At 39.9% G+C, this 16,585-nt stretch carries 13 protein-coding genes, 1 tRNA gene and 1 pseudogene; 9 read left to right on the forward strand and 6 right to left on the reverse strand.

Going from position 1 to position 16,585, the window contains the following annotated elements:
• The first annotated feature begins 164 nt into the window (after nucleotides 1-164).
• The 5 genes from glyQ (at nucleotide 165) to ICL16_RS40570 (ending at nucleotide 5,646) form a co-directional block, all read left to right on the forward strand.
• Nucleotides 165-1,046, forward strand: coding sequence for a glycine--tRNA ligase subunit alpha (gene glyQ / locus ICL16_RS40550; RefSeq protein WP_190837533.1), 882 nt, complete (start codon nucleotides 165-167; stop codon nucleotides 1,044-1,046).
• Nucleotides 1,047-1,139: 93 nt separating this feature from the next.
• Nucleotides 1,140-1,619 carry a DUF4079 domain-containing protein gene (locus ICL16_RS40555; RefSeq protein ID WP_190837535.1) on the forward strand — a complete coding sequence of 160 codons (480 nt, stop codon included), beginning with the start codon at nucleotides 1,140-1,142 and terminating at the stop codon, nucleotides 1,617-1,619.
• 129 nt (nucleotides 1,620-1,748) lie between these two features.
• The gene (locus tag ICL16_RS40560) at nucleotides 1,749-4,109 is read left to right on the forward strand and encodes a ComEC/Rec2 family competence protein (protein WP_190837537.1); all 2,361 of its coding nucleotides are present in this window, start codon (nucleotides 1,749-1,751) and stop codon (nucleotides 4,107-4,109) included.
• Nucleotides 4,110-4,200: 91 nt separating this feature from the next.
• Nucleotides 4,201-4,285 (forward strand) — tRNA-Ser (locus tag ICL16_RS40565).
• A 209-nt stretch (nucleotides 4,286-4,494) separates the two neighbouring features.
• On the forward strand, nucleotides 4,495-5,646 hold the full coding sequence (locus ICL16_RS40570) for a CapA family protein (RefSeq protein ID WP_337907213.1): 1,152 nt from the start codon (nucleotides 4,495-4,497) through the stop codon (nucleotides 5,644-5,646).
• An 83-nt stretch (nucleotides 5,647-5,729) separates the two neighbouring features.
• Here the strand turns inward: ICL16_RS40570 and larE are convergent, their stop codons facing one another.
• Nucleotides 5,730-6,557, reverse strand: a complete 828-nt coding sequence (gene larE, locus ICL16_RS40575; protein WP_190837541.1) for an ATP-dependent sacrificial sulfur transferase LarE — start codon at nucleotides 6,555-6,557, stop codon at nucleotides 5,730-5,732.
• A gap of 67 nt (nucleotides 6,558-6,624) precedes the next feature.
• Nucleotides 6,625-8,445 carry a hybrid histidine kinase/response regulator HrmK gene (hrmK, locus tag ICL16_RS40580; protein ID WP_190837543.1) on the reverse strand — a complete coding sequence of 607 codons (1,821 nt, stop codon included), beginning with the start codon at nucleotides 8,443-8,445 and terminating at the stop codon, nucleotides 6,625-6,627.
• A 99-nt stretch (nucleotides 8,446-8,544) separates the two neighbouring features.
• Here hrmK and ICL16_RS40585 point away from each other — a divergent pair, with 99 nt between their 5' ends.
• On the forward strand, nucleotides 8,545-9,411 hold the full coding sequence (locus tag ICL16_RS40585; protein ID WP_190837545.1) for a branched-chain amino acid ABC transporter permease: 867 nt from the start codon (nucleotides 8,545-8,547) through the stop codon (nucleotides 9,409-9,411).
• A gap of 89 nt (nucleotides 9,412-9,500) precedes the next feature.
• Here ICL16_RS40585 and psaX read toward each other — a convergent pair whose 3' ends face one another.
• On the reverse strand, nucleotides 9,501-9,665 hold the full coding sequence (gene psaX / locus ICL16_RS40590; protein ID WP_190837547.1) for a photosystem I protein PsaX: 165 nt from the start codon (nucleotides 9,663-9,665) through the stop codon (nucleotides 9,501-9,503).
• 167 nt (nucleotides 9,666-9,832) lie between these two features.
• The gene (gene lipA, locus ICL16_RS40595; RefSeq protein ID WP_190837549.1) at nucleotides 9,833-10,735 is read right to left on the reverse strand and encodes a lipoyl synthase; all 903 of its coding nucleotides are present in this window, start codon (nucleotides 10,733-10,735) and stop codon (nucleotides 9,833-9,835) included.
• 176 nt (nucleotides 10,736-10,911) lie between these two features.
• On the opposite strand from lipA, the gene ICL16_RS40600 reads away from it, so the two are divergent.
• The 3 genes and pseudogenes from ICL16_RS40600 (at nucleotide 10,912) to ICL16_RS40615 (ending at nucleotide 14,236) form a co-directional block, all read left to right on the forward strand.
• Complete coding sequence (locus tag ICL16_RS40600; protein ID WP_190837551.1) at nucleotides 10,912-11,517, forward strand: response regulator; 606 nt, start codon at nucleotides 10,912-10,914, stop codon at nucleotides 11,515-11,517.
• A gap of 164 nt (nucleotides 11,518-11,681) precedes the next feature.
• Nucleotides 11,682-12,839 (forward strand): annotated as a pseudogene (locus tag ICL16_RS40610) (NAD(P)/FAD-dependent oxidoreductase).
• Nucleotides 12,840-12,931: 92 nt separating this feature from the next.
• Nucleotides 12,932-14,236 carry a sensor histidine kinase gene (locus ICL16_RS40615; RefSeq protein ID WP_190837556.1) on the forward strand — a complete coding sequence of 435 codons (1,305 nt, stop codon included), beginning with the start codon at nucleotides 12,932-12,934 and terminating at the stop codon, nucleotides 14,234-14,236.
• 16 nt (nucleotides 14,237-14,252) lie between these two features.
• Here the strand turns inward: ICL16_RS40615 and ICL16_RS40620 are convergent, their stop codons facing one another.
• Complete coding sequence (locus tag ICL16_RS40620; protein WP_190837634.1) at nucleotides 14,253-15,806, reverse strand: NAD(P)H-quinone oxidoreductase subunit N; 1,554 nt, start codon at nucleotides 15,804-15,806, stop codon at nucleotides 14,253-14,255.
• Between the two features lie 240 nt (nucleotides 15,807-16,046).
• Nucleotides 16,047-16,367, reverse strand: a complete 321-nt coding sequence (locus ICL16_RS40625) for an RNA recognition motif domain-containing protein (RefSeq protein ID WP_190837558.1) — start codon at nucleotides 16,365-16,367, stop codon at nucleotides 16,047-16,049.
• Between the last annotated feature and the right edge of the window lie 218 nt (nucleotides 16,368-16,585).

Below are 16,585 nucleotides of genomic sequence, written 5' to 3' on the forward strand. Positions count from 1 at the left end.
CGCTCGCTCATCAGGCACTTTTTTATAGTAGCGAGTTCGCACAAGAGTGTCAACCCTTTTTTCCACTTTTTTGAAAATTTTTTTTTGAGAGCCTAAAATGCTCACTGGGCAAGGTTTGAGCAACAATAGGTTATGCGTTGTTGACTCAAGGAAAGGTAAGAAGCGTGAATTTTCAGTCGGTAATAGCAATTTTGCATCAGTTCTGGGCTGAGCGTGGCTGCCTAATTGCCCAACCCTACGATATTGAGAAAGGAGCAGGTACTAAAAATCCTCATACATTTTTAAGAGCATTGGGACCTGAACCTTGGTCTGTAGCTTATGTCGAACCATGCCGTCGCCCAACTGATGGACGCTATGGTGAGAACCCAAATCGTTTTCAACACTATTATCAGTACCAAGTGCTGATTAAACCTTCTCCAGATAATATTCAAGAAATTTATCTTGATTCTCTAAGAGCTTTAGGCATTCGTCCGGAAGACCACGATATTCGATTTGTGGAGGACAATTGGGAAGATGCAACAGTAGGAGCTTGGGGTACTGGTTGGGAAGTATGGTTAGATGGAATGGAAATTACTCAATTTACATACTTCCAACAGTGTGGTGGAATAGATTGCCGTCCAGTGTCGATTGAGATTACTTACGGCCTGGAGAGATTGGCAATGTATCTCCAAGGAGTAGAGGCGATGATCAAAATCCAATGGACGGACAACATTACTTACGGGGATGTTCACCTTCAAGGAGAAATTGAGCAGTGCGTTTACAACTTTGAAGCCTCAAATCCGGAAATGCTCCTGACACTATTTAATATGTATGAGCAGGAAGCTCAGCAATTGACTGATCGAGGACTAGTCTTACCTAGCTTAGACTTTGTGTTAAAGTGTTCGCACACCTTTAATTTGTTGGATGCCAGAGGAGTTATTTCAGTTACAGAACGAACTCGTTATATTGCAAGGATTAGACATTTAGCGCGGAAACTTGCTCAACTCTATGTGGAACAAAGGGAGAAGTTGGGTTTTCCACTGTTGAAGTTTCAGCAAGTTGGCTAAGGCTAGAATTTTTACTGGAGGCAGAGCCTCTGGTAAAGCATTCCCAGGCTCCTGCCTGGGAGAGTAAGTAAATACAGGTGTGTGGTGAGAAGAATGGTTAATATAAGTGAGGTTTTGGAGCCGATCGCAGCTTGGTTTCGCTCTTTAGGAGTACCTGAACCAGTAGTACACTGGGGTCATCCGTTAATGATGGCGATTGTAGTGTTTGTGATGGGTAGCTTTGTGGGGCTAACAGGTTGGCGGGGTAAATTGGTTGAGGACAAAGATGCTGCACTCAAAAGTCGCAGCGAGCACCGTAAGCTAGCACCGTGGATGTTTTTATTCATGGCACTTGGTTATACAGGAGGAGTATTGTCCCTAGTAATGCAGCATCAACCAATCCTAGAAAGTTCCCACTTTTTGACAGGATCAATAGTATTGTTACTGTTATTTATTAACGGTGCGATCGCATGGAGTGGATTTGTCGGAAATAAAACAGCATTACGCGCCATTCATGCCTATTTGGGTAGCACAGCACTTTGTATCATGTTTCTACACGCCTTACTAGGTTTGAAATTGGGAATAGCTATCTAATATACCTATTGCCAAAATCCTTTTATACCCGCAGACTGGAATGAGGCTAGACACATTCAAGTTGGCGTAGGCGGCTGGGAGTTTTTATAGCCACAAGTTCAATCGCTGGGTAATTGTGCAAAAACTCTGATGATTCAGGCAAGTGGTGTAATTATTTGTCTTGGCTACATTATAGGATTGCTGTTTACGGCAATTCCTTGGGGTGGTTTTTGGGCGTTGCTTTTAGGTGTACTGGGAGCAGTAATCTTTAAAAGACAACACATAGCCCGAAGAAAACCACCTCCGAAGAACAAAAACCCGCAACATAATACTAAAACAGCACCTACTTCGCTGCAAACTAAACCACATTCAAGAGTATGGCTAGTAGCTGGTTTAGTGGGGTTGTTAGCAAGCCTATATTTTCAATCACGAGTTCCTCAACCTGGTGTCAACGACATTAGTAAGTTAGTACCAGCAAAAAATGGTAACTACCAAGAACAGCTTTTCATAGTCCGTGGAGAAGTTATTAGCATACCCCGCATGACTCGCAATCAACGGGGACAATTTTGGTTAGAAGCGACTCAGTTAGATGAGGTGAAAAATGATCATGGTGCAGCTGGTATAAGTAAAGGTGTAACAGGTAAGCTGTACGTTACAGTTCCTTTACTTCAAACGACTGGTTTACACCTCGATCAACAAATTGCTGTAACAGGAGTATTGTACAAACCAAACCCATCTGCAAATCCAGGAGGTTTCAACTTTCGTTCATTTCTCCAACAGGAAGGCGCTTTTGCTGGATTAAGCGGACGTCGGGTAAATATACTTGACGATGAACAACCTAAATGGGGATTATGGAAAGTTAGAGAACGAATCGTGCGATCGCATGTTCGTGGATTAGGTGTACCAAATGGTCTTATTGTCAGTGCAATGGTTTTAGGAAGTAAACCTGTTGACTTACCATATGACATACGCGATTCATTTTGGCTTGCAGGACTTGCTCATACCTTATCAGCTTCAGGATTTCAAACTTCATTAATTCTGAGCATAGTTCTTGCTCTTGCTCAGCGCAGATCAAGAATAACCCAAGTCACTATTGGTTGTACTGCTCTAATTATTTTCTTAAGTTTAACAGGTTTTCTCCCGCCAGTACTTAGAGCCGTAGTCATGGGTTTTGCGGCACTAATTGGTATAGGTTTAAAACGCAAAGTCCAGCAGTTAGGTTCACTGTTAGTTGCAGCAGTAATATTACTACTATTTAATCCTTTGTGGATTTGGGATTTAGGATTTCAACTCAGCTTTTTATCAACACTAGGATTAATCATCACGGTACCGCCATTAACTAAAATGTTGCAGTGGATGCCATTGGCAATCGCTCATGTGATTGCGGTTCCTATTGCTGCTATGGTGTGGACTTTACCCCTTCTTATACATTTAAATGGTATAGTAGTTATTTACAGTATCTTAGCAAATATTCTTACCAGCCCATTTATATCCCTAATCAGTATTGGTGCAATGATTACTGCTCCAGTATGTTTAATCTTACCTGAAGCAGGTGGTGCTTTGGCTAGCGTATTAAGTATACCAACACAATGGTTGATTCAATTAGTAGACTTTTTTGCCTACTTACCAGGAAACACCATAGCGATTGGTGGTATAAACATTGGGCAAATGTTAGTAATATATGTAACAATTATTTTAGCTTGGTTAATCCCATGGTGGCAAAAAAGATGGTGGCTCTCCGGTTTAATTGCTGTTAGTTTAGTACTAATCCCTGGTTGGCATACTGCAAACACACTATTTCAGGTAACAGTACTAGCAGCTGGAGGAGAACCTGTTTTGGTAATTCAAAACCAAGGAAAGGTAATACTAATTAATAGTGGAGATGAAGGTACAGGACGTTTTACCATAGTACCATTTCTACAACAACAAGGTGTAAATCAGATAGATGGAGCGATCGCCACTTCCAACCCTGGTAATGGTAACGATAGTTGGTTAGAAATACTACAACGGTTACCAATAAAAGTATTCTATGACTATTCCCCTAATCTCAAAAATCCCGCAGTAGGTATAGGAATTCAAAAGGAACTGCTCAAGCATAAAGGAGTATACCAACCATTATCTCTTGGTCAAACTGTAAATACTGGTGCGGTAGTAACACAATTAATCAATAACCAATTACCTATATTGCGTATGCAAATTCTTGGTGAAAATTGGTTATTAGTAGGTAATGTCAAAACTACAGAGGTACGTCAGTTAATAAAAAATGGGGGAATAGCTCCTCCACAAGTGTTATTATGTCCGGGTGAGTCTTTGAAAGAACTACTGCCTGCTCTACAACCACAAGTAGCGATCGCATCTTCAACAACACTCGATCAAGAAACACTGTCTCAACTGAGCCAAAGCCAGACAAAACTTTTCATTACTGGAAGAGATGGTGCTATCCAATGGAAACCAGACGGTAAATTTGAGACATTCATCCAGACAACAGAAAACAAAACCTCTGTTTTTTAACTTGCCATTTCGTCATTAACTGCTTGTTTATGGTATCATTGTAGTTAAAGTAATAGCTATTGCTCATCCATAGCAAAGCAAAAGTTAACCTGGAGAGGTGGCAGAGTGGTTTAATGCGGCGCACTCGAAATGCGTTTTAGGGAAACCTAACGGAGGTTCAAATCCTCTCCTCTCCGTTATTAAAATGGTTGAAGTAATGGGTTAATAAGTAAACATTACTAAATAAGTTCAATATTATAATAATAACTAAACTTTAAATACTGTGACTTTTAGATGAGAGTATTTGACTTGCCAAAGGTAAACTCTTGCGAAGAGGGCAGAGAAACTTCTACCTAGAGCAAAGATGTCTAGGTTATACTGCTCTCATGGTGTCAGGAGTGTAACTGTGGCAAAGAATTTGTTGGGAAGATTAGTCGCATTAAGTTTTATTAGTTTCTGTTTTTGTATTGGTATCCGCTTTGGACAATCGCAGCGCTCCAACGCTGCTACCACAACTAACAAACTTATACCAGTTTCATCCTCTGTAATAGATTATATTCCAATAAATCCACTACAAGAGCAAATTTCAGATAGTATTACTATCCAAGCCGTTGGAGATATTATCCCCGGTACTAATTTCCCTAATTACAGATTACCAAGCGATCGCAACCACCTGATTCCAAAGTCGGTGAGAGCGTATCTACAAAGATCGGATATTTTATTTGGTAACTTTGAAACTTCCCTAACAAAACACCCCTACACTGCCAAAGATATTAATCGAGGACAAGTTTTTGCCTTTCGTTCCCCACCAACTTATGCACAATTATTTGCTGAAGTCGGATTTGATGTATTAAACATAGCAAACAATCATGCGTTAGACTTTGGTGTAGTAGGTTTACGAGACACTACTAAAAACTTGAGTTCTGTTGGGATTGAAACACTAGGTCATAAAAATCAAATCCTTTATTTACAAGTTAACAGCATTCCTGTTGCCATGATCGGGTTTGCTCCCTATGAATTTTATAACTCTATTCATGACTTAGAAGTAGCAAAAGCACTTGTAGAAAAAGCCCAAAAAAACGCAAATATTGTGATTGTATCGATGCACGCCGGAGCCGAGGGAACAAGTGCATTACGTGTTAAAAATAGAACTGAGTACTTCTATGGGGAAAATCGCGGAAATGCGCTCAAATTTGCCCGAACTATGATTGATGCAGGGGCTGACTTAGTACTTGGTCACGGTCCTCATGTTCCTAGAGCAATTGAAGTTTATAATGGTAAACTCATCGCCTATTCATTAGGAAACTTTTTAGGGTACAGAACTTTATCTACAGCCGCCCAAACAGGTTACTCAATGATTTTAGAAGTCAAGTTGAGTTCACAAGGAGATTTAGTATCTAGTAAAGTTATTCCTGTGCGGATGGATAGCCAAGGAATTCCTCATATCGACCAATATTTCCGAACTGTCGGACTTTTGCGTTATTTGATTAACAATGATTTCCCTGATACTAACCTAAAGATTAATAAGAAAGGAGAGATTGTGATGGCAAGGGAGTAGGGAATTAGCCTCACACAAAGACGTAAAGGCGCAAAAAAAGCTTGGCGTCTTTGCGCCTTTGCCTGAGATTTTTATACTGTCATTTAGCTATTACTTATTGCTGATTCCCTATTTAATACTTGATTGAGCTTACCACTGCGATAACCTTCTAAATCTAGAGTTACGTAAATAAAACCAAACTTTTGAAATGCGGAAACTACTGATGGTAAATCTGTTGTCAACACAAACTCTTTAATTTGTTCTACTGGTAACTCAATTCTTGCTGTATCGCCTTCGGAGCGTACCCGTAAATTCTGATAACCAAGCTTACGTAAGTAAATTTCTGCTCTTCCGACTCGTTGCAACTTAGCTATAGTAATCTCTTCTCCATAAGGAAAGCGAGAACTAAGACAAGGCTGCGCGGGTTTATCCCACCAAGGTAAACCTAGTAGTTGTGAAAGTTGACGAACTTCAGCTTTGGTAATACCAACTTCCGCTAAAGGAGAGCGTGCACCTCTTTCTTTAGCTGCTTGAATTCCAGGGCGGTAGTCGTGCAAATCATCTGCGTTCACCCCATCGATAACGTAGGGATAACCCAATTGAGTAGCTAGGGGCTTAAGTGTATCGTGCAGTTCACTTTTACAAAAATAGCAGCGGTTAACAGGGTTAGAAGTGTAATTGGGATTTTCCATTTCGTGTGTGGCGATGATTTGATGAGTAATCCCAATTGTTGCTGCCTGAATCTTAGCATCCTCTAACTCTTCTGGCATCAATGAAGGAGAAACTGCTGTAACAGCTAAAGCACGATCGCCAAGTACATCATAAGCAATCTTAGCTACTAAAGTGCTATCTACACCACCGGAGTAGGCAATTAAAGCCTGTTCTATTTCTGCAAATAAGGCTTTTATTTGCTCAAGTTTTTCTGTTAGCATCTTTTACCCAATCCAACCAGTAGACTCCCTACAAATACTATTTTAAAGCGGTAATCAGTAGATGGGGCTAAGTTGCTTGTTTGCTGTATTTTGAAACTACAGATGCTAAAAGAGGTAAATTTATTGGTTTAGGTATATAGTCATTTGCTCCTGCCGCTAGACAAGTTTCGCGATCGCCTTTCATTGCCATTGCTGTTTGCACAATTACTGTAGTTCTTTTATACTTATTGTTCTTGCGCAACTGCTGTATAACTGCTATGCCACTGCTGTCTGGTAAATATATATCTAGTAATATCACTGTTGGTTCTTGCTTTCCTAACTCTTTCCACATTTGAGTAGCATTTTTTACCCAATTTACCTGATATCCTAATTTTTCTAAATATATTTGTATTAATTGAGCATTATATAAATCATCTTCAACTAACAAAATATCTTTTGAGCAAGAAAAAGAATTTGAGATAGAAAAACCACAATCAGAAAAATTTTCTTTACTCAATGCTTCTCTGTCTTTACTGCTTCTGCCAGATTTAAAACTAGGGCTATCTTCTTGTTCAACGGGAAGAATAATAGTAAAACGCGAACCGTGGTCAACTTCAGATTCTACTTCTACCCTACCACCATGAAGTTCAGCAAGTTTTCGAGTCACGGCTAAACCCAATCCAGTACCTTCGTCACGACTCACTAAAGCGTTAGTAATTTGAAAATAAGGTTGAAATAGTTCGACTTGATGTTCAACAGAAATACCAGTACCAGTATCCCAAACCGTGAAATGTATGAATGTACCTTGAGATTTGACTTGTAAACCAACAGTTCCTACATTTGTAAACTTCAGCGCGTTAAAAAGCAAATTTAATAACATTTGCTTAAGTCTTAAGGAATCAGCTACTATGCTTGTTGCACGAGTGTCTATATTCAGATGTAACTTTAAACCTTTGTTAGCAGCTTTTTCTTTTACTATAGCTAAAATATTTCGACACAATACTGGTATATCTATTATTTCCCACTGTACTTCTAGTTGATCTGCTTCTATCTTAGATAGATCAATAATATCATTAATTAAAGCTAAAAGGTGCTTACTACTAGATTGAATAATATTCAAATACTCCTGATGGCGCTCTTTTGTTGTATCGTAGCCTTGAGCTAAAAGTAAATGGGTAAAACCGATGATAGAACTAAGGGGGGTACGGATTTCATGACTTGTATTAGCAAGAAACTGATTTTTTAATTGATTAGTACGTTCTAATTCCTGATTTTTAGCTTCTAGATGTTGACATTTTTGCTGTAAATATTGTGTTTGCTGTAATTGTGTTAATGCTAAAATACATTGTTTAACAGCGCGATTTATCAATTGAGAAATCTGGATTTGAGATGCTTTTAATGAACTATTACATTCTAAACCTGGTAATTCAATAATTAGCCAACCAATATTAACACCAAAATTATCAGATAATAACCAAGCGCTTTGAGGTTCTTGATGTTCTAGTTGTTGCAAGTCGGAAATTTTGATAATTTCTTGCAATTTCAACCGCAGCTTTTTACCCTCGTCACTCATTACAGTTCTTAACATTTGTGTTTGGGATGAGGAGTTGGAGACGTAGCAAACCCGACAAATGTTTTCTTGTGGTTGAATCAAAGCGATCGCCACCCTAGTAGTATTCAAAGCACTATGAAGCTCATCTACTACCGTTTGGAAAATTGCTGCTTCTGTAGTTACTCTAACATTGTTAGATCTAAATGCAGAACCAAGACAATCGTTAAGGCAACTTTGCAACTGGTTCAAGCTCCGCTCAAGCCACAATTCAGCACTAAGTTGCTCGATTGCTGACAAAAGCGTTGACGTTGCATTTAAATGTGAGTTTTGTTCTGGTATGCTTGAATACTGTTGCATGGTCAACCTAGACAGCTAGACCGCTTCATTAAGTTTAACTTGGTATAAGCAGTTGTATGAAATTACTATGCTGGTATTACGAAAAAGTACGATTAGACTATGGATGCACAAATTGCTCAATTAATTATCAATGGCATTGCTGTAGGAAGCATTATTGCTCTAGCTGCGGTTGGACTAACCTTAACCTATGGGATTTTACGGTTATCTAACTTTGCTCATGGAGACTTTCTTACCTTGGGGGCTTACATTACACTTCTGCTCAACTCCTTTAACTTAAATATTTGGCTTTCAATGGTTTTAGCTGCCTTGGGGACAGTAGCAGCGATGCTGTTGTCAGAACTCGTCCTTTGGGCGAGGATGCGGAGTATCCGTGCTACTTCTACCACTTTAATTATTATTTCCATCGGTTTGGCTTTATTTCTGCGCAATGGGATTATTTTCATCTGGGGTGGTAGTAATCAAAACTACAAAGTGCCTATTAGTCCTGCTTTAGATATTCTTGGTTTAAAAATCCCCATAAATCAGGTTTTGGTTTTCTTTTTGGCAGTAATAGCTATTTTGGCTTTACACTACCTTTTGCAAAATACCAAAATTGGTAAAGCGATGCGAGCAGTTGCTGATGATTTAGACTTAGCCAGAGTCTCTGGTATTAATGTTGACCAAGTAGTTTTTTGGACTTGGATAATTACTGGCATTTTTACCTCTTTAGGTGGCAGTATGTATGGTTTAATTACTACTGTTCGCCCAAACATGGGTTGGTTCTTAATATTACCTTTGTTTGCCTCAGTAATTTTGGGTGGCATTGGAAACCCTTATGGCGCTATTGCCGGAGCTTTCGTCATTGGTATTATTCAAGAGGTTAGTACTCAGTGGTTCGGTTCACAGTATAAACAGGGTGTTGCGTTATTTATTATGATTTTGGTACTGCTGATTCGTCCTAAGGGTTTGTTTAGAGGTACGATTTAGGGAATTGGCAGTTGCTAATAGTTAATGGCTAATTGCTAAATATTGCTATTAACCATTAACCATTAGCCATTAGCTATTCCCTAGTCCTGTTATGGATTAATCAAATGGAAGTAAATCGCTGCCACGAGAAAATTGCCTGCAAGTAAAATTAGGCTGATGACGGTGCGAAATGGGAAAGGAGGTTTAGCCCCTGTTTTGGCAACGTCTTTACCTACTTTTTGGCTGGCAGGTGCGGTCTTAGCGACATCTGTCATAATGTTCTCTCCTGTTTAAAGACTTCTTAACAAATACCAAAGAATTGTCATATAGAGTGAAAATCGTTAAAAATATTTTCCTGTGATAATGTACGGTAACTCAGCAAATATCAACAAAATGTATCATTATATAGAGACGCACCATGGCGCGTCTCTACAAATCTGTGTTAACTTTCGGATGCATGGTAGGAGCTGCGCACTAAAGGACCAGACCGGACGCTGGCAAATCCTAAAGATCGTGCAATAGTTCCCAATTGAGCAAATTCTTCCGGAGTCCAATATTTTTGTACGGGAAGATGTTCGAGTGTTGGGCGCATATACTGACCAATAGTTAGGCGATCGCACTCAACCTTACGTAAATCCTCCATTGTCTCAACGACTTCTTCAAGCGTTTCTCCATGTCCGAGCATTAAACCTGATTTGGTAGGAATCGAAGAATCAATTTCTTTGACCACTTGTAGTACACGTAATGAGCGATCGTATTTCGCTCCTCTGCGTACCACTCCTGTCAACCGTCTTACTGTCTCTATGTTGTGGTTATAACAAGCTGGTTGAGCTGTGACAACCGTAAATATACGCTCCCGTTGACCTTGTTCCCCTACACCCACGCCACCCCAAAAATCTGGTGTCAGCACTTCAACTTGAGTTTGGGGGTTTAACTGGCGGATGGTATCTATTGTCTTCACAAAGTGACTAGCTCCTTGATCTGGCAAATCGTCGCGAGCTACAGAAGTTAGTACCACATAACGTAACTCCAATAGTCTTACTGCTTCTGCTATTTTTCTTGGTTCATCTAAATCAAGAGGCATCGGCGCATGACCTTTATCTACTTGACAAAAAGCACAAGATCTGGTACATGTTTGTCCCATGAGCAAGAAAGTAGCAGTTTTTTGCGCATAGCATTCTCCTCGGTTAGGGCAACGTCCTTCTTCACAAATCGTATGAATTTGGCGCTGCTTAATAATACGTTGTACTGTGGAAATTTCACTGGCTTTGCCGATAGAACGACGTAACCATTCGGGCATAGCCGTAATTTCCGCTCTTTTTTGTGTTGGTTGTGACCCAATCATAAGCAATACAAATTTAACATTCATTACTAGTTTGGCAAGATACCTCAACTCTGAGTAATTTCTCCCTGAAAATACTCTCCCCCAATCAACGTATATTTTGGATATAGTGGGGGGATTCTAAAGTAATCAGGCAAACCAGCCGTTGTTACCTAAATTTTCTAATAGAGCAATCAGTCGTGGCAAGTAACAAAATTTTAGTTATAGACGACACCACAGTTGTCCGGGTGAAAGTAAGAGAAATGTTGCCTCCGGGTAACTTTCAAGTGTTGGAAGCAAAAGACGGCTTAGAAGGACTCAACTTAATCCGTCAAGAAAAACTCAGCTTGATTATGTTGGATTTCCTTCTACCGAAGATGAGTGGTTGGGACGTTTTCCAGCAAATTCAATCCCAGCCAGATCTGAGGAAGATTCCTTTGGTCATTATGTCTGGTCGAAAAGAAGAGGTGACAGAAAAAATTCCTGAACCCTTTGAATATTTTGAGTTCCTGGGCAAGCCTTTTGACCAAAAGCAATTAATCCACGCGATTAAGTTAGCGATGACAAAAGCTAAACAACCACGTCCTGAACCAGTCCCAGTAGTAGCAGCTGTTGTCGCTAAAAATAGCACAGCCGCTTCTAGCCTACCAGAAGCTTCTTCTTCAGTAGCCTCTAGTCTACCAGAAACTCCATCTCAGGAAGTTCAGATTTTGAATGAGAAAGTTGTCAAAATGCAAGCAGAAATAGACAGTTTAAAGAAACAGTTAGCACAAGTTGTGAGTTTTATTAAACAAAAAATCAAATAGCTTAAGTTACGTAATCTTACGTAGAGGTGCTGAGAGATTAAAAATTTCTTAGCAACCTCGAAAAATCTTCCTAATGAAGCATGAAAGTCATGCTACCTACTCAGCGATGATTTAAACAGTTAATTTATTGTCCAAATAACCTGAGTAAATCCCAACTTAAGCATATGAATACAGTATACGATGTTATCGTTATCGGTGGTGGGATAGCTGGTGCATCATTGGCATACCATCTTGTTTACCAAGGGGTTAAAACCCTGTTGTTTGACCGACAAGATTAGGGTTGGGCTACACAAGCTGGGGCTGGAATCGTCTCCCCTTTTACAGCCTCAGATGCTATTGGCTTTGGCTCAGACGTACTGTTTAACTTTGCAGTTGAAGCGTTAGAGTATTATCCCATACTACTTAAGCAATTAGATAAACAATCTGATTCAAGTATTTTTGCCAATAATGGCTTAATTGTAGTGGCTGTCTCGGAAGATGAACTCGAAAAGTTTGAAGAAATAAAAAGTTGTATCTGCCAACGGTTTGAAAAGCGGGGGTTATCCACGACAAACGAGCTACGTTTCCTCTCTAGTGATGAAGCTCAGCAGATGTTTCCAGCTTTAGCCGAAACTAAAGGAGCTATTTACTGCCATCGGGCTGCACAAGTGGATGGTAGGCTAATAACTCAAGCTCTCTATCAAGCAGCAGAACAACATGATTTGACTGTTAAACCCGTTGGAGTTGAGCAACTGATTATACAAAACAACGTGGTAAAGGGTGTGGTCGCCAATGGTGATACTTTTTTGGCACAGAAGATAGCGATCGCTGGCGGTGCGTGGTCAACAGAATTTGAGCAACAGTTGGGACTGAAAATTCCGGTGGAGCCACTGCGGGGGCAAATCATTCATCTGAATGTCACCAACATAAATACAACCAACAAACCGATTATCAGTACGCTTGGCGATCGCTATATGATATCTTGGCCTGATCACCGTGTTGTTGTGGGAGCCTCTAGAGAGAGTGTGGGGTTTAATACACACACCACTGTAGCAGGAGTTCACGAAGTACTAGACGAAGCTTTGCGAGTAACACCTGGGCTAAAAGAAGCATCACTGCGAGAAATTCGCGTTGGCTTACGTCCTATACCCCAGGATCAAATACCTATTTTGGGAACCGTACCTAATATAGACAACTTATACCTTGCTACCGGACTGGGTAATGCAGGTCTAGCCGCCGGTCCTTATATTGGTAAGGTGGTTGCTGAAATAATTCTGGACAAACACAGCCAAACCAATATTGCTGCTTTCAATGTCCGACGATTTAACTCGTGCGTAGACTAGAACTCGAGACGTAAGTAGCAATAGATATTGTCAGCATTCAAGTGGGAAAACTAAGTGTAATAAGCTACTTAGCATAATATATCAGAAAAGCAATGCTGACAATTTTGCAAAATCTCTTAAATTCAAACTCCTTTATTCCCCACGGACATTGCTATCTGTGGAAGATTCCGCTGGTTTTACTTAACGTTATATCTGACGCACTTATTGCTCTGACATATTATTCAATTGCAATAGTACTAGTTTACATTGTTCGTAAACGTAATGACCTGCCGTTCAACTCTGTATTTTTCTTGTTCAGCGGCTTCATTCTCGCTTGTGGTACCGGACATCTTATGGATATTTGGACGCTTTGGCATCCTACTTACTGGTTGTCTGGATTAGTCAAAGCGAGTACAGCTGTTATTTCCTTAGCTACTGCCGTAGTACTACTATCACTCCTACCGCAAATTTTAGCAATTCCGAGTAACGCTCAATTGCAAGCAATGCTCAATGAACTACAACGTACTCAAACTCACCTTATTCAGGCAGAGAAAATGTCAAGCTTAGGTCAAATGATTGCTGGTATAGCCCACGAAATTAATAATCCAATTAGCTTTATTTACGGCAATCTACCTTATGCACATCAATATACAAAAGATTTATTTAGTTTGGTACAAATTTATCAAAAATTTTACCCAAATCCACTACCAGAGATACAAGAGCAATTAAATTCTATAGATTTAGATTTTATCGAGCAAGATTTAAATAAACTTCTCAATTCTATCAAAACTGGCAGCGAAAGAATTCGGGAAATTGTGAAATCATTACGCACTTTTTCTCGCCTCGATCAAGCCGAAAAGAAAATGGTTAACATTCATGAAAGTATTGACAGTACCTTAATGATTCTGGAACATCGTTTGAAACAAAAAAACAAGTGTCCAGAAATTAAAGTTATTAAAGAGTATGGTCAAATACCTTTAGTAGAATGTTATGCAGGTCACCTTAATCAAGTATTTTTAAATATCATTGTTAATGCGATCGATGCATTGGAAGAAGGTAATCAGTCATTAGTACCGCAGTTCATTTCAGAAGGAAATAATTGGAAGCACCATTCACTAATTCATCAATTACCGCTAATTCATATTAATACAAATGTAATAAATGAAAAATGGATAGCTATATCTATTGCTGATAATGGTCCGGGAATCGATGAAAATATACTATCAAAGTTATTTGACCCGTTTTTTACTACCAAACCTGTAGGTAAAGGAATCGGTATCGGATTATCAATTAGTTATCAAATTATTGTCGAAAAACATGGCGGACAACTTAGTTGTAGTTCTACTCCTTGGCGAGGGACAGAATTTTTGATTAAGATTCCTATTCAGGCTATTGATCAAGTAAGTAGTTGCGCTTGAGCGCAACTACTTACATTTACGGCTGCTGGTTGTTAATAGCACTTACTTGAGTACTAACAACTGCTGTCGGTTGTAAAATTTGAGTATGAGCAATGGAATTGTTTACTAATGTAAACAAAGGATTGGACAAAATTCCCGCGATGGAAGTAGCAATTAAAGTTACTACCAACCCTACTTGTAATGGTCTGTAGCCTGGTAGATTCCAACTTACTTCAGGATAATTCTTCACAGCATCGGACATTTCGTGTTGTTCTTTGACTACCATCATCTTGACTACGCGAATGTAGTAGTAGATGGAGACAACGGTAGTGACTAACCCTAGCAAGACTAACCAGTATTGTCCTGCTTGCCAACCAGCCCAGAACAAGTAAATTTTCCCGAAAAATCCTGCTAGTGGGGGGATACCACCTAAAGAAAGCAGAGAAATGCTCAAACCCAGAGTTAGCAGTGGATCTTTCTGGTATAAACCAGAGTATTCAGATATTTGGTCTGTGCCTGTGCGTAAAGAGAATAGAATTACACAGGTAAAACCGCACAAGTTCATGAACAGGTAAACTAGTAGGTAAAACACCATACTTGAATACCCTGCATCAGTACCAGCAATTAAGCCAATCATCACAAATCCAGCTTGAGCGATGGATGAGTAAGCAAGCATCCTTTTCATGCTGGTTTGCGCTAAAGCGACTACGTTACCCAACACCATACTAAGAACGGCAAGAGCTGTGAAGACAAATTTCCACTCTTCCGTAACGAGGGGGAATGCCGTAGTTAATAGGCGAATTGCCAGAGCAAATCCAGCTGCTTTAGAACCAACAGATAAAAAAGCAATTACTGGAGTGGGTGCACCTTCGTAAACATCTGGTGTCCACTGGTGAAACGGTGCAGCAGAAATTTTAAAGCCAATACCTGCTATGACAAATACCAAAGCTATTACCAAGCCCAGAGATTGACTCATACCAGCTATGGAGATAGCATTGGCGATCGCACTTAATTCTGTGCGTCCACCTGATAAGCCGTATAACAGGGAAACTCCGTACAAAAATACTGCTGTACTTGAAGCACCAATCAACAGGTATTTCAACGCTGCTTCATTGGAGCGCGGGTCGCGCTTAGTGTAACCTGTAAGTAAATAAGAGGAAATACTGAGGGTTTCTAGAGAGATGAAAATAAATACCAACTCGCTAGCCCCAGATAAAAACATTCCTCCCAAGGTAGCAGTCAGCAAAATGGCGATGAATTCACCCAACGCCGTTCCACTTTGTTCAATGTAGCGGATTGACATTAAAATGGTGACTACTGCCGACAACACTATGATGCCGCGAAACATGATGCTGAGGTCATCACCATTGAAAGCTCCAATGAAGGACATGGGATTTGTGCTATCCCAGAGAAAATAAAGGGCGCCCAACGCAGCAAACAAACCTGCGATCGCCAGATATCCTATCCAGCGTGAGGATGTACGCCCTACAATCAAATCTACAATCAAAACTCCCAAGAGGGTGATCATCACAATGCCTTCTGGCAAAATGGTGACTGCATTCAACTGGGATGCAAAGTTAGCAAAATCCATCATTTGTACAGGTTTTGGCTATTAGACATATTGGTCCAACTTTGTTTATTTTATTGTATGAAGTTGGACTTGCATCCTTTCTGCCAAAAAGATGCGCTCTTAGATGCTAATTAGCTTATCATTTGATGATTTATGTGTTTAAATAAAAAAGCAGGTCAGTTTTGTACTGATCTGCGCTGTGAATAAATTATATGGCTTTTAATTTAGTAGCTCTTCAACTTTAGTTTTACTACTTAAGGCTTAATAGCTACGCTTAGAGTATCCACCACTATTACTTTTGTTACCCCAATTGCCGCCACCTGAGCGACCATCTTTTTCTTCTCTTGGTCTTGCTTTGTTGACCTTCATTACACGCCCCATCCATTCTGCACCATCTAAAGCCTGAATTGCTGCATCCTCTGCTGCTTCCGACTCCATTTCCACGAAACCAAAACCCCTAGCGCGACCTGTTTCTCGGTCAGTGGGTAATTGAACTCGTTTTACAGTACCGTATTCAGAAAATACTTGGCTCAGTTCGTCTTGTGAGACGTTGTAGGATAGGTTCCCTACGTAAATTGACATGAAACTCTCCAGAATCCAATTATGCAGAGACGTTTATCCGGAGAGCCGCTTGCAGTTGAGTAAAACAAGGACAGTATCGCCGAATTGACTTCTCCGGCTATATTTTAACATAACTTCTGTGCGGGAAAGGTTAAAAATACATTTTTGTCCTGATTTGCGCCAAATTGTATTATATTTTACGAAAATCTCAAGCTCTGATTCTCAGAATGAATAAATGT

This window comes from Iningainema tapete BLCC-T55, assembly GCF_014698965.1.
Lineage (GTDB): Bacteria > Cyanobacteriota > Cyanobacteriia > Cyanobacteriales > Nostocaceae > Iningainema > Iningainema tapete.